Annotated in this window: 24 protein-coding genes; 14 read left to right on the top strand and 10 right to left on the bottom strand. The window is 73.2% G+C overall.

What is annotated here, in order from left to right; genetic code table 11:
- Positions 1-13: 13 nt before the first annotated feature.
- Together G7070_RS05280 and G7070_RS05275 are read right to left on the bottom strand one after the other, a co-directional pair.
- The gene (locus G7070_RS05280; RefSeq protein WP_166232546.1) at positions 14-523 is read right to left on the bottom strand and encodes a hypothetical protein; all 510 of its coding nucleotides are present in this window, start codon (positions 521-523) and stop codon (positions 14-16) included.
- Positions 520-714, bottom strand: coding sequence for a hypothetical protein (locus G7070_RS05275; RefSeq protein WP_166232544.1), 195 nt, complete (start codon positions 712-714; stop codon positions 520-522). The genes G7070_RS05280 and G7070_RS05275 overlap by 4 nt, the downstream gene beginning before the upstream one ends.
- Positions 715-873: 159 nt before the next feature.
- On the opposite strand from G7070_RS05275, the gene G7070_RS18420 reads away from it, so the two are divergent.
- The 4 genes from G7070_RS18420 (at position 874) to G7070_RS05260 (ending at position 5,681) form a co-directional block, all read left to right on the top strand.
- Positions 874-2,832: an SWIM zinc finger family protein gene (locus G7070_RS18420; RefSeq protein WP_246227378.1), complete on the top strand. Its 1,959-nt coding sequence runs from the start codon at positions 874-876 to the stop codon at positions 2,830-2,832.
- Entirely contained in the window at positions 2,718-4,082 is a 1,365-nt protein-coding gene (locus tag G7070_RS05270; RefSeq protein ID WP_246227687.1) for a DEAD/DEAH box helicase, read from the top strand. The genes G7070_RS18420 and G7070_RS05270 overlap by 115 nt, the downstream gene beginning before the upstream one ends.
- A gap of 71 nt (positions 4,083-4,153) precedes the next feature.
- Complete coding sequence (locus tag G7070_RS05265; RefSeq protein WP_166232540.1) at positions 4,154-4,645, top strand: NUDIX hydrolase; 492 nt, start codon at positions 4,154-4,156, stop codon at positions 4,643-4,645.
- 43 nt (positions 4,646-4,688) lie between these two features.
- Complete coding sequence (locus G7070_RS05260) at positions 4,689-5,681, top strand: bile acid:sodium symporter family protein (RefSeq protein ID WP_166232538.1); 993 nt, start codon at positions 4,689-4,691, stop codon at positions 5,679-5,681.
- Between the two features lie 75 nt (positions 5,682-5,756).
- On the opposite strand, the gene G7070_RS05255 is transcribed toward G7070_RS05260, so the two are convergent.
- Positions 5,757-6,488 carry a PIG-L deacetylase family protein gene (locus G7070_RS05255; RefSeq protein WP_206079955.1) on the bottom strand — a complete coding sequence of 244 codons (732 nt, stop codon included), beginning with the start codon at positions 6,486-6,488 and terminating at the stop codon, positions 5,757-5,759.
- A gap of 173 nt (positions 6,489-6,661) precedes the next feature.
- Between G7070_RS05255 and G7070_RS05250 the strand changes: the two genes are divergently transcribed.
- The 5 genes from G7070_RS05250 to G7070_RS05230 all read left to right on the top strand — a co-directional run bounded on the left by G7070_RS05250 (position 6,662) and on the right by G7070_RS05230 (position 12,295).
- Positions 6,662-7,882, top strand: a complete 1,221-nt coding sequence (locus G7070_RS05250) for a branched-chain amino acid ABC transporter substrate-binding protein (protein WP_166232536.1) — start codon at positions 6,662-6,664, stop codon at positions 7,880-7,882.
- Between the two features lie 64 nt (positions 7,883-7,946).
- Entirely contained in the window at positions 7,947-8,906 is a 960-nt protein-coding gene (locus G7070_RS05245; protein ID WP_166232534.1) for a branched-chain amino acid ABC transporter permease, read from the top strand.
- Entirely contained in the window at positions 8,903-10,630 is a 1,728-nt protein-coding gene (locus tag G7070_RS05240) for a branched-chain amino acid ABC transporter permease (protein WP_166232532.1), read from the top strand. Before G7070_RS05245 ends, G7070_RS05240 begins: the two co-directional genes overlap by 4 nt.
- On the top strand, positions 10,627-11,592 hold the full coding sequence (locus tag G7070_RS05235) for an ABC transporter ATP-binding protein (protein WP_166232530.1): 966 nt from the start codon (positions 10,627-10,629) through the stop codon (positions 11,590-11,592). The genes G7070_RS05240 and G7070_RS05235 overlap by 4 nt, the downstream gene beginning before the upstream one ends.
- Complete coding sequence (locus G7070_RS05230) at positions 11,585-12,295, top strand: ABC transporter ATP-binding protein (protein WP_166232528.1); 711 nt, start codon at positions 11,585-11,587, stop codon at positions 12,293-12,295. Before G7070_RS05235 ends, G7070_RS05230 begins: the two co-directional genes overlap by 8 nt.
- Before the next feature lie 10 nt (positions 12,296-12,305).
- Here G7070_RS05230 and G7070_RS05225 read toward each other — a convergent pair whose 3' ends face one another.
- Positions 12,306-12,947, bottom strand: a complete 642-nt coding sequence (locus G7070_RS05225) for an NADPH-dependent F420 reductase (protein ID WP_166232526.1) — start codon at positions 12,945-12,947, stop codon at positions 12,306-12,308.
- 107 nt (positions 12,948-13,054) lie between these two features.
- Here G7070_RS05225 and G7070_RS05220 point away from each other — a divergent pair, with 107 nt between their 5' ends.
- The 3 genes from G7070_RS05220 (at position 13,055) to G7070_RS05210 (ending at position 16,666) form a co-directional block, all read left to right on the top strand.
- Positions 13,055-14,857: a DUF2207 domain-containing protein gene (locus G7070_RS05220; protein ID WP_166232524.1), complete on the top strand. Its 1,803-nt coding sequence runs from the start codon at positions 13,055-13,057 to the stop codon at positions 14,855-14,857.
- A 97-nt stretch (positions 14,858-14,954) separates the two neighbouring features.
- The gene (locus G7070_RS05215; RefSeq protein WP_166232522.1) at positions 14,955-16,040 is read left to right on the top strand and encodes an S-(hydroxymethyl)mycothiol dehydrogenase; all 1,086 of its coding nucleotides are present in this window, start codon (positions 14,955-14,957) and stop codon (positions 16,038-16,040) included.
- The gene (locus G7070_RS05210) at positions 16,037-16,666 is read left to right on the top strand and encodes an MBL fold metallo-hydrolase (protein ID WP_166232520.1); all 630 of its coding nucleotides are present in this window, start codon (positions 16,037-16,039) and stop codon (positions 16,664-16,666) included. Before G7070_RS05215 ends, G7070_RS05210 begins: the two co-directional genes overlap by 4 nt.
- 49 nt (positions 16,667-16,715) lie before the next feature.
- Here G7070_RS05210 and G7070_RS05205 read toward each other — a convergent pair whose 3' ends face one another.
- From G7070_RS05205 to G7070_RS05195, 3 genes are all read right to left on the bottom strand, one after another.
- Complete coding sequence (locus G7070_RS05205; protein WP_166232518.1) at positions 16,716-16,910, bottom strand: hypothetical protein; 195 nt, start codon at positions 16,908-16,910, stop codon at positions 16,716-16,718.
- 114 nt (positions 16,911-17,024) lie between these two features.
- Positions 17,025-17,624 carry a DNA-3-methyladenine glycosylase gene (locus G7070_RS05200; protein ID WP_166232516.1) on the bottom strand — a complete coding sequence of 200 codons (600 nt, stop codon included), beginning with the start codon at positions 17,622-17,624 and terminating at the stop codon, positions 17,025-17,027.
- A gap of 136 nt (positions 17,625-17,760) precedes the next feature.
- Positions 17,761-18,048, bottom strand: coding sequence for a DUF2277 domain-containing protein (locus tag G7070_RS05195; protein ID WP_166232514.1), 288 nt, complete (start codon positions 18,046-18,048; stop codon positions 17,761-17,763).
- 142 nt (positions 18,049-18,190) lie between these two features.
- Here G7070_RS05195 and G7070_RS05190 point away from each other — a divergent pair, with 142 nt between their 5' ends.
- Entirely contained in the window at positions 18,191-19,234 is a 1,044-nt protein-coding gene (locus tag G7070_RS05190; RefSeq protein WP_166232512.1) for a zinc-dependent alcohol dehydrogenase family protein, read from the top strand.
- A 56-nt stretch (positions 19,235-19,290) separates the two neighbouring features.
- Positions 19,291-20,364, top strand: coding sequence for a type II toxin-antitoxin system VapC family toxin (locus G7070_RS05185; RefSeq protein ID WP_166232510.1), 1,074 nt, complete (start codon positions 19,291-19,293; stop codon positions 20,362-20,364).
- 4 nt (positions 20,365-20,368) lie between these two features.
- Here the strand turns inward: G7070_RS05185 and G7070_RS05180 are convergent, their stop codons facing one another.
- From G7070_RS05180 to G7070_RS05170, 3 genes are all read right to left on the bottom strand, one after another.
- On the bottom strand, positions 20,369-20,950 hold the full coding sequence (locus G7070_RS05180; RefSeq protein WP_166232508.1) for a mycothiol transferase: 582 nt from the start codon (positions 20,948-20,950) through the stop codon (positions 20,369-20,371).
- Positions 20,910-22,073 (bottom strand): adenosine deaminase, encoded by a 1,164-nt coding sequence (locus G7070_RS05175; RefSeq protein WP_166232506.1) that lies wholly within the window; start codon positions 22,071-22,073, stop codon positions 20,910-20,912. The genes G7070_RS05180 and G7070_RS05175 overlap by 41 nt, the downstream gene beginning before the upstream one ends.
- A 105-nt stretch (positions 22,074-22,178) precedes the next feature.
- A complete protein-coding gene (locus G7070_RS05170; RefSeq protein ID WP_166232504.1) occupies positions 22,179-23,009 on the bottom strand; it encodes a metallophosphoesterase in 831 nt (276 codons plus the stop codon).
- Positions 23,010-23,019 lie beyond the last annotated feature (10 nt).

The raw sequence follows: 23,019 nt of genomic DNA, 5'->3' as shown, positions 1-23,019 counted from the left end.
CTTCGCCACCCTGTCAGACCCGCCCCGCGTGTTCGGTCGCGGTGGTCACCCGTGTCTCGCCGGCGCGCGCGTCCTGGAACGCCTTGGTGGCCAGGATCGACACCAGGAGGATCAACTCGAACGCGTTGGTGGCGGCGTTGCTGGGCACGGGCAGGTCGATCGCGCTGCCCACCGTCATGATCGCGGCTCCCACCAGCAGCCACGGCCACCGCTGCTTCACCAGGACCACCACGCCGGCGAGCAGCAGGAACGCGGCCACGACGAGCACCATGGCGGGCGGGCCGGTCGGCGGCTCCGCGTTGGTGTAGGACAGGGCGCCGTACTCCCGCGCCGGGACGATGTGCAGGTCCCGGACCTCGAGCATGAGTTCCAGCACGACCAGCGCGGCGGTCACCAGGATCGCGGCAACGGCGTAGCCGCGGCTCTGCGCCACCCGCACGCCGCTGCGCCGGATGGCGTGCAGCGACCAGGCCACCAGCAGCGGCGTGATCAGGGCGTGGATCCAGAACCGGGCCAGGTTCAACCCCTCCAGCGTCGCCCCTCCCCGATGACGCCGCCCAGGGCGATGATGGCGTTGTCGTACACCAGCGCCGCCACCACCAGCAGCGGAAGGTTCGCCGGGGTGGCGAAACCGCTGCGCCGGGCGAGCGCGACCCCCCACAGCAGGAGGCCCAGGTAGGCGAGGGCGAAGAACGCGAAGATGGGGGTGTCCATCCCCCATCCTCCCCCGGGGATCATGCGTCCGGCTAGGGGGTATCCCCCGTCGTGAGACGCGGCGCGGCACTCCGGCCCGGGGCGAGGGCGCGCGGAAGCGGGAAGGGCGGCAACCGGAGGGGGCGCATCTTTGCCCGAGCCGATTAGGCTGAACGCTTGATGACTGCACTTCCACACTGGATCTCCGGGCTCACCGAGGACGGCCTCACCCGTCACTTCGGGCGGATCGTCGCGGAGCGCGGCCGGGAGTACCAGCGCGAGGGGCGCGTCGGCCGCCTGCAGGTCTCCGGGGACCTCGTCATGGCTCGGGTCCGCGGCTCGGGTGGGCAGGTCTACCAGTCCTCGGCGGTGCGCCGCGACGGCGGCCCCCTGGTCGCCACGTGCACGTGCCCGCAGCGCCGCGACTGCAAGCACGCCGTCGCGGTCCTGGAGCAGGCCCGCGCCCAGGGCGGCGACGGCGGGTGGCAGTCGGCGCTCCGGCCGCTGCTCGCGGGCGCCCGGCCCGCCACGGGCACCCTGCCCACCGGAGGCGCGACCGGCGGCGAGGGCGGCGACGAGGTGGCCCTCCAGCTCAACGAGACGGGGTTCGGCCTGACGCTGCGTCCCCTGAAGAAGGGCAAGCGGCACGCCTGGGTGAAGGCCGACGCCTCCTGGGACGACGTGCGCGAGCGGCCCGGCACCTTCGCCGCGGGGCAGCGGGAGGTGCTGTTGGGCCTGATCCGCGCCCGCGAGCGCTCCGGCTACGCCTACGGCTACCGCCCCGACGGGCTGCCGCTGGACGAGCTACCCCCCGACCTGTGGGACCTGCTCGGCCTGGCGCAGGACCGCGGCATCCCGCTGCTGTCGGGCACCGACGCGCACCGCAAGCCGCTGCCCCCGGTCGCGATGCCCGGCCGCTTCGAGCCGACCGTGCTCGTCCGGCACGCCGAGGACGGCCTGGAGGTCACCCCGACGGTGGTCGGGCCCGACGGCGTCGCCCTCGCCCCGCCGCGCTCGGCCTTCCTCGGGCACCCGGCGCACGGGCTGGCGCTGCGGCTGGACGATCGCCTGCTGCTCGGGCCCCTCACGACGCCGCTGGGCGACGCCGAACACGACCTGTTCGTCCGGTCGGGGTCGATCAGCGTGCCCCGGGCCGAGGCGGGGCTGTTCACCAACGCCTACCTGCCCGAGCTGCGGCGCCGCTTCAGCGTCAGCGTCGCCGACGACCTCGGCGTCCCGGAGCCGTCGCCGCCGACGCTGATCTGCCGCGTCGACGTCGGACGCCGCCACGCGACGGTCGGCTGGGGCTGGCGCTACCGCATCGGGGAGCGCAGCTACGACCTCGGCCTGGCGCGCGCCGCCACCGACCCGCCCGTCCGGGACGAGGCCGCCGAGGCCCGCCTGGTCGCCACGCTGCCGCACGGGCCGTGGTCGTTCGAGACCGCCGACGGGCGCGCCGACCTGCGGCCCGCGTTCCTCACCGGACGCGCCCTGTTCGGGTTCATCGCGGACGTGCTGCCCCGCCTGGCCGACACCGAGGGCGTCGAGGTCGTCCGCAACGGCGACGTCCCGCAGTACCGCGAGGCGGCCGAGGCGCCGCGCATCGAACTCGCCGTCACCGACGCCCCGACCGGCGACTGGTTCAATCTCGACGTCACCGTCACCATCGACGGCGAGACCGTCCCGTTCACCGAGCTGTTCACCGCCCTGGCCGTCGGCGACGATCACCTGCTGCTCGACTCGGGCACCTGGTTCTCGCTCGACCATCCCGAGCTGGACCAGTTGCGCGTGGTGATCGAGGAGGCCCGCCAGCTCGTCGACCGCGACGGCGACACCCTCCACCTGCGCCCGAGCAGGCCGGCCTGTGGGAGGAACTGGTCTCCCTCGGTGTGGTCGCCGAGCAGTCGGCCGAGTGGCACCAGGCCGTCTCGGCCCTGCTGGACGCCGACGCGCTGCCCGAGGCGCCGCTGCCGCAGCGGCTGCAGGCCCAGCTGCGCCCCTACCAGGAGGTCGGCTACCGCTGGCTGCGGTTCCTGTACGCGTCCCGGCTGGGCGGGATCCTGGCCGACGAGATGGGCCTGGGCAAGACCGTGCAGGCCCTCGGGCTGGCCCAGGCGCTGCACGAGGAGGGGGAGCTGACCCGCCCGATGCTCGTCGTCGCCCCGACGTCGGTGCTCGGCACCTGGGAGCACGAGGCCGCCACGTTCGCGCCCGACCTGCGGGTGGTCGCCGTCACCGAGACGGAGAAGCGGCGCGGCGAGCCGGTCGCCGAACGGGCCGCCGACGCCGACATCGTGCTGACCTCGTACACGCTGCTGCGCCTGGAGGCCGAGCAGTACCAGGCGATCGACTGGTCGGTCGTCCTGCTCGACGAGGCGCAGTTCGTCAAGAACCGCGCCGCGCAGGCGCACAAGGCCGTCCGGAGGCTGCGCGCCCGCAGCAAGATCGCGCTGACCGGCACGCCGCTGGAGAACAACCTGATGGACCTGTGGTCGATGCTGTCGATCACCGCGCCGGGCCTGTTCCCCGACCCGAAGTCCTTCACCACCGTCTTCCGCAAGCCGATCGAGGACGGCAGCCCGGACGCCCTGGCGCGCCTGCACCGCCGGATCCGGCCCCTGATCCTGCGCCGCACCAAGAGCGCGGTGGCGGCCGAGCTGCCGGACAAGCAGGAGCAGGTCGTCGCGGTCGAGCTCGGCCCGCAGCACCGCCGCCTGTACGACCGCTACCTGGCCCGCGAGCGGCAGAAGGTGCTGGGTCTGGTCGACGACCTGGCCCGCAACCGGATCACCATCCTGCGCTCGCTCACGCTGCTGCGGCAGCTGTGCCTGGCGCCGAAGCTCATCGACGAGGAGCTTCCCGCGGCGTCGGCGAAGATCGACACCCTCCTGGACTCGCTCACCGAGGTGATCTCCGCGGGGCACCGCGCTCTCGTCTTCAGCCAGTTCACCGGCTTCCTGGGCCTGGTGCGCAAGCGGCTCGAGGAGGAGGGGATCGCGTACGAGTACCTCGACGGACGCACCCGCGACCGCGGCGCGCGGATCGCGTCCTTCCGCGAGGGCGACGCGCCCGTCTTCCTCATCAGCCTCAAGGCGGGCGGCTTCGGCCTGACGCTCACCGAGGCCGACTACGTGTTCATCCTGGACCCGTGGTGGAACCCCGCCGCGGAGAACCAGGCCATCGACCGGACGCACCGCATCGGCCAGGACAAGCCCGTCAACGTCTACCGGCTCGTCGCCGCCGACACCATCGAGGAGAAGGTGGTCGCGCTGCAGGAGCGCAAGCGGCAGCTGTTCGACCAGGTGGTCGGGACGGCCTCGGACGCCGCCGCGCCGCTCACCGGCGACGACATCCGCGGGCTGCTCAGCAGCGACGACGACGCGGCCTGACGCGGGCGGCGCGGCGTCCGCGTCCGGCCACCCGGTCCGGGGGAGCCGCGCGGCTGCCTACAGTGGACGCCATGGCGACCCCCGACTTCATCCTCGACCTGCGCGCGGCGGTCGGCACCCGCATGCTGTGGCTCTCCGGGGTCACCGTCGGCGTGCACCGGGAGGGGCCGGACGGCCGGGAGTGGCTGCTGGTCCGCAGCGCCGAGTCGGGCGCCTGGTCGCCGGTCACCGGGATCATCGACCCGGGCGAGCACCCCTGGGAGGCGGCGTCCCGCGAGGTGCTCGAGGAGGCCGGGGTGACCGCCGAGGTCGAGCGCCTCGTCTGGCAGGACGTGACCGACGTGGTCACCTACGGCAACGGCGACCAGACGCAGTACATCAACCACACGTTCCTGGCGCGGGCCGTGTCCGGCGAGCCCCACCCCGCCGACGGCGAGAACACCGAGGCCGCGTTCTTCCGGCCGGATTCCTTCCCCGAACTGGGGGATCAGCATGCCCGCGCGATGCGCGTCCTGCTGGCGGACCGGCCCGAATGCGGCCTCGGCCCGATGCCCACGATCTGAGACGGATTCTCCGAACGGTGAGACGGTCGGGTAGACCGGGACGGTGAGCGAGCCCCCGAAGACCACCCTGAACCGCACGCCCGAGGACCGCAGCGCCACCGTCGCGGTGACGGTGTTCCCCCTTCTCGTGCTGGCCGCCGCAGCCTTCGGCTACTTCGCGGCGCCCACCGCCAAGACGCTGGCGCCCCACGTCAACACCCTGCTGATGGTCATCATGTTCGGCATGGGCCTGACGCTGAAGGTGTCCGACTTCAAGCTGGTGCTGACCCGGCCGCTGCCCATCCTGATCGGTGTGGTGGCCCAGTACGCGATCATGCCGCTCGTCGGGCTGGGCGTCGCGCTGGCGCTGCAACTGCCGCCCGATCTTGCGGCCGGCGTCATCCTGGTCGGCTGCGCGCCGGGCGGGACGGCCTCCAACGTCGTGAGCTACCTCGCCAAGGCGGACACCGCGCTGTCGGTGACGATGACCTCGGTCTCCACGCTGCTCGCGCCGATCCTGACCCCCGCCCTCACCCTGCTGCTGGCCGGCCAGTTCATGGCCGTGGACGGGGCGGGGATGGCGCTGAGCATCCTGCAGATCGTGCTGATCCCCGTGCTGGGCGGGCTCGTGCTGCGATTGCTGTTGCCCCGGGTGTTCGAGCCGCTGCTGCCCGCGATGCCCTGGATCTCGGTGGTCGCCATTTCGGGCGTGGTCGCGGCTGTGGTCTCCGGCTCGGCCGACAAGGTCATCAGCGCCGGCCTGATCGTGTTCGCGGCCGTCGTGCTGCACAACGGGCTGGGCTACCTGCTCGGGTACGGCGCGGGCCGACTGTTCAAGCTCCCGCCGCGCTCGTGCCGCACCGTCTCGATCGAGGTCGGCATGCAGAACTCCGGGCTCGCCGCGGGCCTGGCCGCCCAGTACTTCAACCCGGTGGCCGCGCTGCCCGGCGCGGTGTTCTCGATCTGGCACAACCTGTCCGGCGCGATGCTGGCGATGTACTACCGCCGCAGCGCCGACCGCGCGCAGGCACGCGACGCCGAGCCCGTCGCCTCCTGACGGTCGCACCGCTGCGACGACCCGCCCGCCGATCGGTCCGATGGCGGGCGGGTCGCCGGCGTCCGGGCGTGCGCGTCAGCGCAGGCGGTGGCCGGTGAACAGGTAGGCGTCCTCGGTGCCGAGCGCCTCCCCCTGGCCCTTGAAGGCGGGACGCAGGAAGTCGTCGGGCGCCGGGTAGTCCGGGCCCAGCGCGGCGAGGTAGGCCTCGTGGGCCGCCAGCGAGCGCACCGCGGCGTCCACGTCGGCGGGCTCCAGCGCGATCCCGTAGTTCGGGTCGGACGTGCCGCCGACCAGCAGCCACGCCGGGCCCCACTTGGCCAGCCCCGTCTCGGCCAGGTCGGGGAACACCCAGGTGTTGTCCGCGTCGCGGCACCCGTCGAGCGTCGACAGCCCGGCGGCGCGGTGGTCGGCCTGGTTGAGCCCCCACGGCGCCACGACGTCCCAGGTCATGGTGAGGACGGCGTCGGGCCGGAAGGTGCGGATCTCGCGGGCGATGTCGCGGCGCAGGTCCAGCGTCGGCATGAGCCGGCCGTCGGCGTGGTTGAGCAGCGTGAGTCGCTCGACGCCCACCGCGTCGCAGGCGGCCCGCTGCTCGGCGGCGCGCAGGGGCCCCACCTCGGCCGGGTCGATCTGCATCCCCGCCTCGCCGTGGGTGAGCAGCAGGTAGGCCACCTCGACGCCCGCGGCCGTCCAGTGGTGGACGACCGCCGACCAGCCGTACTCCATGTCGTCGGGGTGGGCGACCACCGCGAGCACGCGGCGGATGTCGTGGTCGGGGAAGGGTTCGGGCTTCATCGCATCGGGCATGGGACCAGAGTAGGGCTGTCACCGGCGCGGGTGACCCGGAGGCCCCTGCGGTAACGGCTCGGTAAAGGAAAGGATTCAGTCGGGTCCCGGGTGTTCCCAAGCGGGGAGGCGTGAACTTACTGTTCTCGCCATCCAAGCGGGCACGCCCGCGCAGTTCCATTCAGGAGGAACCTGTGAATCGACGTCTCGCCGCGGCCGGCATCTCCGGCCTGCTCATCGCCTCTTTGACACTCGCCGGCTGTGGGCAGCGCAGCGCCGAGCCGACCGCCGGGGCAACCCAGGGCGGTGGCAAGAAGATCGCCAAGATCGGCCTCATCGCGCCGCTGTCGGGCGGCCTGTCCGCGATGGGCGCCGGCATGCGCAACTCGGTCGACCTGGCGGTCAAGCAGGCCAACGAGTCCGGCGCGATCCCCGGCTGGGAGCTCCAGTTCGTCTCCGAGGACGACCAGGCCAGCCCCGACGCCGGCAAGAACGCGGCCACCAAGCTCACCGGCGACAAGGACGTCGTCGGTGTCGTCGGCCCGCTGAACTCCTCGGTCGGCCAGGCGATCCAGCCCATCTTCGAGTCCGCGGGCATCGCGCTGGTGTCCCCGGCCAACACCAACCCGTCGCTGACCAAGGGCGCCGACCTGGCGAACCCGAAGCGCGCCTACACCACCTACTTCCGCACCTGCACCACCGACGACGTCCAGGGTCCGTTCGCGGCGAAGTACCTCCTCGATCAGGGCATCAAGCAGGTCGCCACGATCAACGACAAGAAGGCCTACGGCCAGGGCCTGGCGTCGGCCTTCGCGACGGCGTTCAAGGCCAGCGGCGGCGATGTGGTCGGCGAGGAGACCATCAACCCCGACGACAAGGACTTCTCCGCGGTCATCTCCAAGGTCAAGGCGGCCGGTCCCGCGGCCGTCTACTACGGCGGCGAGTACCCGCAGGCCGGCCCGCTGAGCCAGCAGATGAAGGCCGCAGGCCTGAACGTCCCCCTCATGGGCGGCGACGGCATCTTCGACCCGGCGTTCATCGAGCTCGCCGGTGCGACCTCCAACGGCGACCTCGCGACGTCGGTCGGCGCCCCCGCCGAGTCGCTGGCCTCGGCCAAGGCCTTCCTGGACGCCTACGGCAAGGGCGGCTACAAGGAGAGCTACGGCGCCTACGGCATGTACTCCTACGACGCGGCCCAGTCCATCATCGAGGCCCTCAAGGTCAGCCTGAAGGACGCCAAGGACGCCACCTCGGCCCGTAAGGGCACCGTCGAGGCGCTCGGCAAGGTCTCGTTCAACGGCGCCTCCGGCGCGGTCGCGTTCAACGAGTTCGGCGACAGCAAGGCCCGCGTCCTGACCGTCTACAAGGTCGAGGGTGGGGCCTGGAAGGCCGACAAGACCGAGGACTTCAAGTAATCGACGACGACGTGGTGAGGGGCCGACTCGAGGTCGGCCCCTCACCCGTGAACGGGGGACGCCGATGGACCTTTTCATCCAGCAACTCATCAACGGGCTCAGCCTGGGCGCGCTCTACGCGCTGATCGCGGTTGGGTACACCGTCGTGTACGGCATCGTGCAGCTGATCAACTTCGCCCACGGTGAGGTCTTCATGATGGGCGCGTTCGGCGCCTACACCACCTGGATGCTGATGGGCTCGCCGACGAAGGTGTCGGTGGGCTTCGCGCTCGGCATCATGCTCCCGGCGATGATCCTGGGGGGCGTCCTGGTCTCGGTGGTGACCGCGTTGCTGATGGAGAGGTTCGCCTACCGGCCACTGCGCAACGCGCCGCGCCTGGCGCCCCTCATCTCCGCGATCGGCCTGTCGATCGCCCTGCAGGAGGCCGTCCGGCTGTTCTACGGGCGGATCCCCGGCTTCCCCGACAGCCGCCGCGCGATCCCCTTCCCGGTCATCGAGGGCCTGACCGGCCGCTCGCTGCAACTGGGCGGGGTGACGATCCAGTTCTCCGCGATCTTCACCCTCGGCGCGCTCTTCGTCTGCGCCACCGTCCTGTGGTGGTTCGTGAACAAGACCCGGATGGGTCGCGCCATGCAGGCGACCAGCCAGGACGCCGACACGGCGCGGCTGATGGGCATCAACGTCGACCGCGCCATCGCCACCGCGTTCGCCGTCGGTGCCGCGCTGGCCGCCGTCGCGGGCGTCGCGCACGGCCTGCGCTACAACAACATCGACTTCCAGATGGGCTTCATGGCCGGCATGAAGGCCTTCACCGCCGCCGTGCTGGGCGGCATCGGCAACATCAACGGCGCCGTCGTCGGCGGCCTGGTGCTCGGCGTCGTGGAGGCCATGGCCACCACGTACATCCCCGGCCAGTTCGGCAGTTCGGCCTGGAAGGACGTCTGGGCGTTCGCGATCCTGATCCTGGTGCTGGTGTTCCGACCCCAGGGCCTCCTGGGTGCGAAGGTGGTGGACCGCGCATGAGCAAGCTGAACGACCTGCTGGTCCGGTGGGCCGTCCCGGCCCGCTGGGTGGCCATCGTCGGCGGGCTCGCCGTGATGGCGGCCGCGTTCCTGCCGTGGGCCTACCGCCCCGAGGCGCTCGACGACGTCACCTACTACGGCGAACCGTCGCTGCTGCAGTGGCTCGGCTTCGCGCTGGGCCTGATCATCGTCGCCTGCCTGGCGCTGGGGCCGTTCGTCGCGGCCAAGGCGCCCGCGCGGCTGCGGCGCCTGCTGAACTTCAACCGCGGCGCCAAGACGGCCGCGGTGGCGTCCCTGGTCTACCAGGCGCTGGCGGCGGCGTCGGCCGCGCTCGAACTGGGCGGCTTGGTCGCGCTCGAACCGGGCGCCTGGGTCGGCGTCGCCGGCGCCGCGCTCGCCGCCGTCGCGACCCGGGCGCTGCCCGCGGGGGCCGACCCGCGCCTTCGCTGGCTCAAGACGCCCTCCTGGGTGCAGATCCTCGGCATCGTCGTCGTCCTGGCGCTCGTGCTGGCCGCGGCCGCCTACGGGCTGGGCCTGGAGGACCCGGGCGCGTTCGTCACCTTCGCGGCCTTCGCCGGCCTGGCCGTCTGGGTCGCGGCGGCGCTCGGCGTCATGGGCTGGGTGAGCGCCGCCGCGCAGGCCAACCGGTCGGCGCTGGTGCTCGCGGCGTTCGTGGTGGCGTTCGTGTTCCCGTTCACCCAGGACGGCTCGGACGCCAACATGTCGATCGCGGCCGGCGTCCTGATCTTCGCCGCCACCGCGATGGGCCTCAACATCGTCGTCGGCCTGGCAGGCCTGCTCGACCTGGGCTACATCGCCTTCCTCGGCGCGGGCGCCTTCACGGCCGCCACGCTCAGCGAGTCGGCGTTCGCGACGATCGGGTGGCACCCGCCCTTCCCGGTCGTCATGCTGATCGCCGGCTGCGTGTCCGCGATCCTGGGCCTCATCATCGGCTCGCCGACCCTGCGGGTGTCCGGCGACTACCTGGCCATCGTGACGCTCGCGTTCGGCGAGATCTTCCGCATCACCATGAACAACCTCGACGGCACCGACGGGCCGAACATCACCCGCGGCTCCAACGGCATCCCCGCGATCCCGAACCTGAACCTCTTCGGGTTCGACTTCGGCGAGAGCCACACGATCCTCGGCTTCGAGATCGGACGCTTCGCGAACTACTACTGGCTGCTCCTGCTGGTGATGGGCCTGATCATCACGGTCTTCGTCAACCTCAACAAGTCGCGCATCGGGCGCGGCTGGGTCGCGATCCGCGAGGACGAACGCGCCGCCGAGGCTATGGGAGTCAACGTCTTCGGGCTCAAGCTGCTGGCCTTCGCCGGCGGCGCGTTCCTGGCCGGCGTCGCCGGGTCGGTGAAGGCGCACGTGGACGTGTCGGTCACGCCCGACCAGTACATCTTCATGGAGTCGGCGTTCCTGGTGGCGGGCATCGTGCTCGGCGGCATGGGCACCGTCGGCGGCGTCCTGGTCGGCGCGGCGATCCTGAAGCTGCTGCCCGAGAAGCTGCGCTTCTTCGAGGACTACCGGCTGCTGTTGTTCGGCCTGCTGCTCATCGTCATGATGCGGTTCCGGCCCGAGGGCCTGCTGCCCGACCAGCGCCGGCAGTTGGAGTTCCACGCCGACGACGAGGAACTCGCCGAGGAGGCCGACGAGGCGCCTCCGGGGCTCGCCACGGCCGCGCCCGCGGCGTCCGGGGAGGGGAAGGCATGACCGAGACCGCGACCACCCGAGCCGATGCCCGGGCGTCCGAGCCGCTGCTGAGCGCGCGCCAGGTCACCATGCAGTTCGGCGGCCTGACGGCCGTCAACAAGGTGGACCTCGACATCCACCCCGGCGAGATCGTGGGGCTGATCGGGCCCAACGGCGCGGGGAAGACGACCTTCTTCAACTGCCTCACCGGCATGTACCAGCCCACGTCGGGCCAGGTGCTGTTCGACGGCGCGGTGCTGCCGCCCAAGCCGCGGCGCGTCGCGGTGGCCGGCGTGGCGCGGACGTTCCAGAACATCCGGCTGTTCCACAACATGACGGCGCTGGAGAACGTGATGGTCGGCCGGTACGCCCGGACGAAGACCAACGCGCTCGACGCCATCTTCCGGCTGCCCCGGCACCGCCGCGAGGAGGCGGAGACCCGCGAGGTGGCCCGCGAGTGGCTCGAGTTCGTCGGGCTGGGCGACCACGCCGACTCGCTGAGCCGCAACCTGCCCTACGGCGACCAGCGCCGCCTCGAGATCGCGCGCGCCCTGGCGCTGGAGCCCAAGCTGCTGCTGCTGGACGAGCCGACCGCCGGCATGAACCCGCAGGAGACCCGCGAGGCCGAGGCGCTCATCACCCGGATCCGCGAGCTGGGCATGGCGGTGCTGGTGATCGAGCACGACATGCGGTTCATCTTCAGCCTGTGCGACCGGGTGGCGTGCCTGGTGCGCGGCGAGGTGCTCATCGACGACGTGCCCGCCGTCGTGCAGCACGACGAGCGGGTCATCGAGGCCTACATCGGCGCGCCGGTCGACACCGGCGACGAGCCGGAGGCGCCCGAGCCCGACCGCCGGACGCTGGCGCCGAACAAGCCGCTGCTGGAGTTCCCGCCGAACGCCATCAACCCCATCCTGGGCCGCCGGCACCGGGGCGAGCACAGGCACGAGGGCCACGAGCCGGAGGGACGCAACGATGCTTGAGGTCAAGGACCTGGCCGTCGCCTACGGCAGGGTGCAGGCGGTCAAGGGGATCAGCTTCACCGTCGAGCAGGGGCAGATCGTGTCGCTGCTCGGGACCAACGGGGCCGGCAAGACCACCACGCTGCGCACCATCTCGGGCCTGCTGCGCCCGGTCGCCGGCGAGATCCTGTTCGAGGGGCGGCGGATCGACGCCGTCCCGGCGCACCAGATCGTCATGCTGGGGATCGCCCAGTCCCCCGAGGGCCGCCGGCTGTTCCCGCGCATGAGCGTCGAGGACAACCTGCTGCTGGGCGCGTACACCCGCAAGGACGCCGCCGGTGTCCGCGAGGACCTCGACCGCTCGTACGCCCTGTTCCCGGTGCTGGGGGAGCGGCGCGGCCAGGCGGCGGGCCTCTTCTCCGGCGGCGAGCAGCAGATGCTGGCGATCGCGCGGGCCATGATGAGCCGGCCGCGCCTGCTCATGCTGGACGAGCCGTCCATGGGGCTGTCGCCGATCATGACCACCCAGATCATGAAGACGATCGCCGAGCTCAAGGCGTCCGGGACGACGATCCTGCTGGTCGAGCAGAACGCGCAGGCGGCGCTGGCGCTGTCCGACAAGGGCTACGTGCTGGAGGTCGGGTCGATCACCCTGTCCGACACCGGCGCGGCGCTGCTGCAAGACGACCGGGTGCGGCAGACCTACCTCGGCATCGACGCCTGAGCGGCCCGCCTCAGGCGGCCGTGGTCCGCGCGCGCTCGATGGCCGCGCGCAGGCCGGCGGCGTCCACCCAGCGCCCGAACACCGGGCTGTCGCCCTGGAGGTGCCCGGCGGCGCCCGCGTCGAACTCGACGGGGTCGAAGCCGAGGTCGTCGAGCAGCGCGGCCACCTGGGCGCGGGCCTCCGGGTCATCGGACGCCACGGCGACGGCGCGCCGGTCGGGGTCGCCCGGGGGGCGCGCGTCGGTCTCCATGTCGTGGTAGCCGAGGTGGTTCAGCGACTTCACCAGGCGCATCGCCGGGTTGAGCCCGGACACCCACGCCGTGCTGGAGGAGGCCCCCTCGAGGTCGTCCAGGGCGCCGTCGACGGGGTACCAGTGGTTCATGGCGTCCACGACGACCTTGCCCGAGAGCCCCGGCAGGTCCAGCGTGGTGACCTTCGACAGCGGCACGGCCAGCAGCACGATGTCGGACTCGGCGACGACCTGGGCCTCCGGCAGCAGCCGGGCGCCCGGGAGCATCGTCTCGACGATGAGGCCCTGCAGCGGTTGGCGTCCGGAGACGGCGATGCGGACCTCCCAGCCGGCGGCCAGGGCCAGCCGCCCGACCGTGGTGCCGACCTTGCCGGCGCCGATGATGCCCAACCGTTTCGTCATAGCGCCCTCCACCGTACTATCCGTGCCGGATCCGGGTTCCCACGGACGAGGCGCCGGACCACCGCGGCTAACGTGGAGGCAAGCTGCCCCATGACAGGAGCCCGTGCATGTCCCGTGTGACCCGCCCGCTGATCGCCCTGCTGGCCGTGCTGAGCCTGGTGCTGCTCGCGCCGCCGGCGCGCGCCGCCGACCCTTGGAAGATCACCCGCCACCACACCACCGTCCAGGTCGAACCGACCGGGACGGCCCACGTGAGCGTCGACTTCGACTTCGACTTCGGCACCAAGGAGGGCCACGGTCCGATCGTCGCCCTCATCGAGCGCCAGGAGGTCGCGAACGACCCGGACGTGTGGCGGATGATCGACATCACCGAGGTGCAGGCCTCCAGCCCGAACGCGTCGGCGAAGATCGACACCGAGAGCGACGACGGCGTGCTGCTGATCCGCATCGGCGATGAGGACGAGGAGGTCACCGGCGTCCGGAGCTACACGCTGAGCTACACCGTGCGCGGCCTCATCGCCGCCGACCACGCGACCAGCGGGCTCGACGAGGTCAACTTCAGCGCGATCGGCACCCAGTGGGAGGTCCCGATCGCGAACGTGTCGGCGTCCGTCACCGGGCCCGTGCCGGTGCAGCAGACGGCCTGCTTCTACGGGCGCTCGTTCTCCGAGCCCTGCGAGGCGTCGTTCGCGGGCGACACGGCCACCTTCTCCGCGCCGGATCTCGCGCCCGGCAACGGACTGCAGATCGTCGCCGGCTTCCCGGCCGGCACGTTCACCGACGCCGCTCCGCGCTTCGAGAAGCGCTTCCACCCGGGCAACACCTTCGCTGCGAATCCGGCGACGCTCGGCACCGCCGGGGTCGTCACGCTCGCCGGCCTGGTCTTCGTGGTCGGCGGCTGGCTGCGCCGCCGGCGCGACGAGGTGTACGTCGGCCTGACCCCGGGGCTCGCCCCGGCGCCCGGCCAGGGCGGCGCCACGACGCTGACCAGCAAGCCGCTGCCGGTGACGGTCCAGTTCACCCCGCCGAAGGGCGTCGGCCCGGGGGAGATCGGCGTCCTGCAGGACGGCACGGCCAACAACACCGACGTCACCGCCACGATTCTCGATCTGGCCGCCCGCGGGCACTTCCAGATCGTCCAGGAGGGCAAGAAGGACTGGCGCTTCCAGCGCCGGGCCGACGCCCGCGACGACCTGTCCGGCTCGGAGCGGTTCGTCATGAAGACGCTCTTCCAGAGCGGGGACTCGGTCACCACCGACGACCTGAAGGACAAGAAGTACGCCGACCTGATGACGGGCGCCAAGGAGCGCCTCGACGGCGAGGTGAAGAAGCGCGGCTGGTTCCGCTCCGACCTGGGACGCCAGCGCGCCGTGCAGTTCGTCGTCGGACTCCTGCTCCTGCTGGGCGGCGTCGGCGCCACCATCGCGCTCGCGGCGACGGTGGGCTGGGGCCTGCCCGGCCTGGCGCTGGCCGTGGTCGGCCTGCTGGGCCTCGTGATGGCGTTCGGCGGCCGGGGTCGTTCGGCCGACGGCTCGGCCGTGATGGCGCAGGCGGCCGGGTTCAAGCAGTACCTGACCACCGCCGAGGCCGACCAGATCCGCTTCGAGGAGGGCATCGACGTGTTCTCGCGCTACCTGCCCTACGCCACGGTGTTCGGCGTCGCCGACCGCTGGGCCAAGGTGTTCGAGCAACTGGCGGCGGAGGGCCGCTACACGCCCACCGACTGGTACGTCGGCTACGGCCCGATGAACGGCTTCTACTTCGCCTCCGCGATGAACAGCCTGACCAGCCAGATCGGGGCCTCCATGGTGAGCTCGGTGGCCGCGAACACCGCGACGTCCGCCACGTCGGGCGGTTCGGGGTTCTCCGGCGGCGGCGGCTTCGGCGGCGGCGGTGGCGGCGGCTGGTGACGCGCGGGTGTCCGGCCGGGCCGTGGACCCACCCTGGCCGGACGCCGTCATGCCCACCTAGGATCGGGGTTCAGCGCTTCATCGAGGAAGGACAGCAATGCCCCAGACCGTGAAGGGCGTCATCGCCCGCTCCGCGAAGGCCCCCGTCGAGGTGGTCGACATCGTGATCCCCGATCCCGGTCCCGGCGAGGCGGTGGTCGCGATCCAGGCGTGCGGCGTGTGCCACACCGACCTGCACTACCGCGAGGGCGGCATCAACGACGACTTCCCGTTCCTGCTGGGCCACGAGGCGGCCGGCGTCGTCGAGGCCGTCGGGGAGGGCGTCACGCACGTGCAGCCGGGCGACTTCGTCGTCCTGAACTGGCGGGCCGTGTGCGGCGAGTGCCGGGCCTGCCGCAAGGGCAAGCCCTGGTACTGCTTCGCCACCCACAACGCCACCCAGAAGATGACGCTCACCGACGGCACCGAGCTCAGCCCGGCGCTGGGGATCGGGGCGTTCGCCGACAAGACCCTCGTCGCGGCCGGCCAGTGCACCAAGGTCGACCCGGACGCCGACCCGGCGGCCGCGGGCCTGCTGGGCTGCGGCATCATGGCCGGCTTCGGCGCGATGGTGAACACGGGCGGGGTGACCCGGGGCGACTCGGCGGCCGTCATCGGCTGCGGCGGCGTCGGGGACGCCGCGATCGCCGGTGCCCAGCTGGCGGGGGCGTCCACGATCATCGCGATCGACATCGACGACCGCAAGCTCGACCAGGCGAAGCGCTTCGGCGCGACGCACACCGTGAACTCGGCGCAGCAGGACCCGGTGGCGGCCGTGCAGGAGCTCACCGGCGGCAACGGCGCCGACGTCGTCGTGGACGCGGTGGGGCGCCCGGAGACGTACCGGCAGGCCTTCGAGATGCGCGACCTGGCCGGCACCGTGGTGCTGGTCGGGGTCCCGAACCCGACGGCCACGGTCGAACTGCCGCTCGCGGAGGTGTTCGGGCGGGGCGGGGCGCTCAAGTCGTCCTGGTACGGGGACTGCCTGCCGGAGCGGGACTTCCCGATGCTCGTCGACCTCTACCGTCAGGGCCGGTTCGACCTGGACGGCTTCGTCAGCGAGCGGATCGGGCTGGGCGACGTCGAGGCCGCGTTCGACAAGATGAACGCCGGCGACGTGCTGCGGTCGGTGGTGGTCTGGTGAACGCGCGGATCGACCACACGGTCACCTCGGGCACCTTCAGCCTGGACGGCGGCGCCTGGGACGTCGACAACAACGTCTGGGTGGTCGGCGACGACGAGTCCTGCATCGTGATCGACGCCCCGCACGACGTGGACGCCATCGCCGAGGTCGTCGGCGACCGGAACGTGCTCGCGATCGTCTGCACCCACGGGCACGACGACCACATCCGGGTCGCGCCCGAGCTCGCTCGGCGCCTCGGCGCGCCGGTGTGGCTGCACCCCGACGACCGGATGCTGTGGGACGACGTCCACCCCGACCGCGCGCCCGACGCCGCGCTGTCGGACGGCCAGACGATCGAGGTCGGCGGCACGACCCTGCAGGTGCTCCACACGCCGGGCCACTCGCCCGGCGCGGTCTGCCTGGTCGCGCCCGAGCTCGGGGTGGTGTTCTCCGGAGACACGCTCTTCAGCGGCGGCCCCGGAGCGACCGGCCGCTCGTTCAGCTCGTTCGACACCATCATCGACTCGATCACCACCCGGCTGTTCCCGCTGGGCGACGACGTGGTCGTGCACACCGGGCACGGCGACTCGACGACCATCGGGGAGGAGCGTCCGCACCTGGCCGAGTGGCTCGAGCGGGGGCACTGACCGTCCGCCCCCGCGGGCCGCGGCGGTGACGCGCACGGCGGCCCGACGGTCAGCGGCGCTCGTTGCCGCGCTTGTAGTTGCCGGTCGCCTTCGCCAGCAGGAGCTGGTCCGTCGCGTCGTCGCGCCCCAGCCGCGCCAGCAGGCGTTGGGCGTCGCGGCCGCCGATGACCGCGACGCCCCGGCCGCCGCGGCTCACGCGGACCGCGCCGGACGCGGTGACCTGCCAGTCGAAGGGATCCTCCACCCCGTCACCCTACGAACGGGGGACCGCGGCGGGCAACGCGGACGCATCTCGCCGGCGGCGGCGTCCGGCGGGGTGGTCGGCGGTGTCGTCGACGAACGCGTCCAGGCGGCCCGGCTAGGCCGGGGCAGGGTCGGCTTTCGGCGTCCGGGTGGCGGGGTGCCACTTGAACGCGGAGACCGAGCCCGAGGCGGGATCCACGAACCGCCACGGCCGGTCGTGGGCGCGCGACACGTTGACGCGCGGGCCGGCCGCGACGGCCGCGGTGCGCTCGCCGGGGAGGAGTCGGACGCGGCCCCCGGTCAGCAGTGGGGTGGCGTTGTCGGCCCGGGTGATGCCGAGCGTCCGGGTGAGGTTGCCGGGGCCGCGCGCCAACTGCGCGTCCCGGACGCCGACGCGCCGCTCCCGGGCCGCGTCGAGGCCCTCGATGACCTCGCCGGCGCGGATGAGGACCCCGTGCGCGGTGCCCGGGGGTCCGCAGACGACGTTGCAGCAGAAGTGTCCGTGCATCTGGTAAACGTACAGGTGTCCGGACGGGCCGAACATCGCGGCGTTCCGGGGGGTCTGGCCCCGCCAGGCGTGGGAGGCGGGGTCGTCGGGCCCCTCGTAGGCCTCCACCTCCACGATCCGCACCCCGACGCCGTCCACCCACAGCTCGCAGCCGATCAGCCCCGGCGCCACCAGGTGCGCGCGCTGATCGAGGTCCGGCACGGGCACGCGCGCGCGGGGCGTGGCCGGGCCCGTCGCGTCCGCCCCGGGTCGGGCGCCGCGCTCGGTCGCGCCGGCCGCCGGCTCCGTGTCACGCCCCGGCGCGTCGGGGGCCGGCGGGTCGCGTCGAACCACGCGTCCGCGCTCAGGCGGACGCGGCGTCGGGCGTCGGGAAGCGGGCGGCGTTGCGGGCGCGCGCCTTCTCGCGCTCGACCTCGCGGTCCTTCGGCTCGGCCGAGGTGGTCAGCGACGCGATGAGCTTCTGCGTCGCCGCCTCGATCTCGGCGACGGCCTCGTCGAACGCGGCCTGGTTGGCGATCGAGGGCTTGTTCATTCCGGAGATCTTGCGGACGAACTGCAGCGCCGCGTCGTGCACCTCGTCGGGGTACGCGGGCGGCTCGAAGTTGAACAGCGGTCGGATGTTGCGGCACATGCCCCACACTGTGCCACGCCGCTCCGACGCCGCCCAGCCCCCGGACGCCCATCGCCGCGGGTGACCCGGCCCCGGTCGTCGTCACCGCCGGCGCCGGCCCGGGGGCTCGCCGGGGACGGCCGCGTCGGCCAGACTGCTGCGGGTGAAGGCCGTCGTGTATGACCACACCGATCAGCTCCCGACCGTGCGGGAGGTCCCCGATCCGGTGTGCCCGCCCGACGGCGTGGTCGTCGCGGTGCGGGCGACCGGGGTCTGCCGCTCGGACTGGCACGCGTGGCGGGGCCACGACCCCGTCGCCCTGCCGCACATCCCCGGCCACGAGTTCGCGGGCGTCGTCGACGAGGTCGGGGCCGGAGTGACGCGGTGGTCCGTCGGCGACCGGGTCACGGCGCCCTTCGTCTGCGGGTGCGGACGCTGCGAATACTGCGCGCGCGGCGAGCAGCAGGTCTGCCCGCACCAGACCCAGCCCGGCTTCACGGGCCCGGGGTCGTTCGCCGAGCGGGTGGCGATCGACGCCGCCGACGTCAACCTGGTCGCGCTGCCCGATGCGCTGGACTTCGCGACGGCGGCCTCGCTGGGCTGCCGGTTCGCCACCGCGTTCCGGGCGCTCTCGGTCCACGGCCGGGTCGGTCCGGGCGACTGGCTCGTGGTGCACGGGTGCGGCGGCGTGGGGCTGTCCGCGGTGATGATCGGCGCGGCGCTCGGTGCCCGCGTCGTCGCGATCGACGTGTCCGCTGCGGCGCTGGCGCTGGCGTCCGATCTGGGCGCCGCCGCCGTGATCGACGCGAGCCGGGACGACGACGTGGCGGCGTCCGTCGTGGCGCTCACCGACGGCGGGGCCCACGTCTCGATCGACGCCCTCGGCCGCCCGGAGACCGCCGTGGCCTCGGTGCGGTGCCTGCGGCGGAGGGGCCGGCACGTGCAGGTCGGGTTGCTGCTGGGCGCCGACGCCACGTCGCCGCTGCCGATGGACCGCGTCATCGCGCGCGAACTCGAGCTCCACGGGTCGCACGGGATGGCCGCGCACGAGTACCCCGCGATGCTCGCCCTCATCGAGGACGGCACGCTGGCCCCGCACCGGCTCATCGGCGCCCGGCTGGGGCTCGACGACGCCGGAGCCGCGCTGGCCGCGATGGGCGGGCCCGCCGCCGCCCCGGGGATCACGATCATCGCACTGCCCGGCTGAACGCCCGCGGGCTGGACGCCAGGCGCCAGGGAGTCCGTGCGGACCACACTCGTGGCATGACGCGGCCGACACCCCCGGACTTCGAGCCTCTCGGAGAGCTCCGCTGCCACGACGCGCCGCCGGGACGCGAGCCCGGCCCCGCGCTCGCCCTGTTCCGCGGCTTCGGCGCCGAGTTCGTCCTGGTCCCCGGCGGCGAGGTCGAACTGGGCTGGACCGAGCCGAGACGCAGCGTCTACGCCGGCATGCCCGCCCACGTGGTGGCGGGGATCGAGGCCGACCTGTTCGGGATCCGGCACCCGCTGGAGGGCCACCGCCGATGGCTGGCGGACGCGGAGGCGTCCCCCGACACCGACCCGATGCTGCTGGCCTGGCTCCGGGACCGGGTCGCCGTCCTCGCCGCGGAGCCGGACGCCGACCCCGAACTGGCCGACGCGTTCACCCTGGACGCCTACGGGGCGCGCCTGGCGCAGAACCTGTCGCCGGCCCGCCGGGCAGAGATCGGGCCGATGCTGGTCGAGCGCGTGCCGCGCCCGATCGGACGCCGCCGCCTCGGCACCTACGACGACGCCACCGGCGAGCACACGCTCGACGCCGAGCATGCCCGGCAGGCCCTCGCCGCGATCGAGCGGTTGGGCCCGATCGAAGGCAACGGGTCGGCGCGCCTGGTGGGGGTCGTGGAGCTGCGCCGACGCCCGTCCGGTGACTTGGAGGTCTTCTGGGAGGAGGAGACGACCCATCCCGAGCTCGTGGACGCGCTGGCCGCGGACGGGTTCGCGCTGCCGACCGAGGACGAGTGGGAGTACCTGTGCGGCGGCGGCTCGCGGACGCTGTTCCGCTGGGGGGACGCCGACCCGGGCGACACCACCTACGGCTACGGCAGCGAGCCGGACGTGCTCATCGAGCCGAACCGGATGGGTGTCCAGATCGCGTGGGACCAGTTCAAGCAGGAGGTGACCGCCGACCCCGCGCTCGCCAAGGGCGGGGACGGAGGAGGCTCGCTGCACGACGACGTCGGGTGGTTCCACCAGACCGTCCCGCTGTCGACGTTCCACCGCTCGTGGGCCGACCCGAGGCTGGGGGAGAACCTCGCGACCGGGTACTACGTGCACCGCCGGATCGTCCGGCTGTGACGCCTCAGGACACGGTGCGCGGCGCGTCCGCCCAGGCGGCCGGGATGGCCCAGTCCGGCGGCGGGTCCTCGCCGACGCGGCCGTCCACGGCCTCCCGCAGCAGGTCGGCGTGCCCGGTGTGGCGGCCGTACTCCTCCAGCAGGTCGAAGACGAGGCGGCGCAGGGAGACGGTCTCGCCCCACTGGTCGCTGAGCGCGACCCGCTGGTCCAGCCCGCCGGACGCCAGCGCCGCCCGCGCGCGCTCCCGGGCGCGGGCCACCGCGCCGTCGTAGAGCGCGTACTGCTCCTGCGGCGGGTCCTCCGCGGCGGAGTCCAGGGCCCACTGGTGACCGTGGCCCTCCTCGTCGAAGGGCGAGTCCGGACGCGAGCCGTCCACGTCCCAGCCGAACCGGTAGACCTCGCAGGCGGCCAGGTGCTTGAGCAGGCCGCCGAGGCTCAGTTCCGAACTGGGGAGCCGGAACGCCAGCCCGTCGGCGTCCAGCCCGTCGGCCTTCCAGCGGAAGGTGGCGCGCATCCGGTCCAGCGCGCCGAACAGGTGTGCGGCTTCATCGCCGGCCAGCGGCGGTTCCCACGTCGGATCGTTCATCCGTCGACGCTAGGAGCCACGAATCGACCTCGTCAAGCCATCGACGCTTGTCCGTCTCGGCCGCGAAGCTCGCCTCGATCGAGGACCGCGCCAGGCCGGCGAGGGCGTCGTCGCTCAGCCCGTGCACGCCGCGCGCCGTCGCGTACTGGTCGGTGAGCCGGGACAGGAACAGCAGCGGGTCGTCCGCGCCGAGGGCGACCCGGGCGCCGGCGGCCAGCAGCGGACGCAGCGGCACGTCCGCCAGCGTCGGGTAGACCCCCAGTTGGACGTTGGAGGCCGGGCAGACCTCGAAGGCGATGCCGGCCCCCACGATGCGGTCCAGCAGGAACGGATCCTCCACGGTCCGGACGCCGTGGCCGATCCGGGTCGGCTGCAGCGCCTCCACGACCTCGGCGACGTGCTCGGGGCCGCGGAGCTCGCCCGCGTGCGGGACGCCGGGCAGCCCCGCGCGCCGCGCGATCCGGAACGCACCGTCCCACTCGTCGGTGGGGCCCTCCCACTCGTTGTTGCTCAGGCCGAACCCGCACACCTCGCCGGGGCCCTGGCCGACGTAGCGGGCGGCGAGCCGGGCGAGGGTCCGTGCGTCGAAGGGGTGCCGGATCCGCGACCCGGCGACGATGATCCCGACCTGGACGCCGGTGCGCGCCGACGCCGCGCGCGCCTCGTCCAGGACGATCTCCAGCGCCGGCTGCAGCCCGCCGACCGACCCGGCGTACGAGGTCGGGTCCACCTGCAGTTCCAGGCGACGCGACCCCTCCGCGGCGTCCTCGGCGGCGGCGCGCGCCACCACGGTGCGCAGCGCGTCCTCGCCGCGGACGACGGAGCGGGCCACGTCGTAGAGCCGCTGGAACCGGAACCAGCCGCGCTTGTCGGCCGGCACCTCCAGCGCGATCGAGTCGATGAGCTGCTCGGGGAGTTCCACCTCGCGCGCCGCCGCCAGGTCGATCAGGGTGGGCACGCTCAGCGAGCCGGTGAAGTGCAGGTGCAGGTGGGCCTTGGGCAGGACCGCGAGGTCGCGGCGGCGATCCGCGTCCGGCGTGGGTGCGTGCCCCCGGCCGGCGGCGGGGCGACGGCTGCCCCGTCGGGGCCGGGGCGGCGCGCGGGGCGGCGTCCTCCACTCCACCGTCCGCAGCCATGGACCGATGCTAGGGCCCGGAGCAACCCCAGGTGCCCAGCCCCCTGCCCCAGCGGGTGTCGCCGGGAGCGCACCCCGGCGCGGCGGCCCCGGTCAGCCCGGCAGCGGCGCCGCCGGGATCGTCGGGACGACCGAGCGCCCGGTGGTCAGCGGGACGACCGTGTGCGTCACCACGTCGGGGTAGCACTCGACCAGGCTGAAGCCCGGGTTGGCGTCCTGGCCGCGCAGGTCGCGCCCGACGGTGAGGTCCTGGGTGTAGACCAGCGCGGGGGCGACCGACGTCCCCACGCCCGCGAACACCCCGAACGCCGCGTGGTGGAAGTGCCCCGCGAGCACCGCCCGCGCGTCGGATCCCCGCAGCACGGCGGCCAGTTCCTCCGGATGCGCCAGCACCCACCCCCACGCGCCGTCCTGCGCGGGCGGCAGCGGGGCGTGGTGCAGCACCACGATCGTGCCCTCGGCCGCCGGCTCGGCGAGCCGCTCGCGCAGCCAGTCCAGCGTCCCCGGCTCGATCCGCCCGTACGGCAGGCCCGGCACGGTGGAGTCGACGACCAGGACCCGCAGCCCGCCCAGCGCGTGCTCGGCCAGGTAGGGCTCGTCGCCGCCCGGCTCGCCGAGCAGGTCCCTCCGGAAGGCGTCCCGCTCGTCGTGGTTGCCGTTGGCCCAGATCACCGGGACCCCGGCCCGCGCGGACGCCGCCCCGACGGCCTCGCGGAGCCACGCGTACGAGGCGGGCGTGCCGTCGTCGGACAGGTCCCCGGAGAACACCCACGCGTCGCAGGCGACGTTCCACGAGGTCAGGACGTCCAGGGCCGCCGTGACCCGCGCGCGGGTGTCCACGACCCCGCCGACGAGGGAGCCGTCGCCGGTGATGTGCAGGTCGCTCAGGTGCGCGAGCGTGCGGGTGGGGCGCGGTCGGGCCACGCGACCTCCT

It is taken from the genome of Propioniciclava coleopterorum (assembly GCF_011393335.1).
GTDB classification, from domain to species: Bacteria; Actinomycetota; Actinomycetes; order Propionibacteriales; family Propionibacteriaceae; genus Propioniciclava; species Propioniciclava coleopterorum.
Note: the sequence above shows the minus strand (reverse complement) of the source record. Positions and strands in the feature narration are given on the sequence as shown.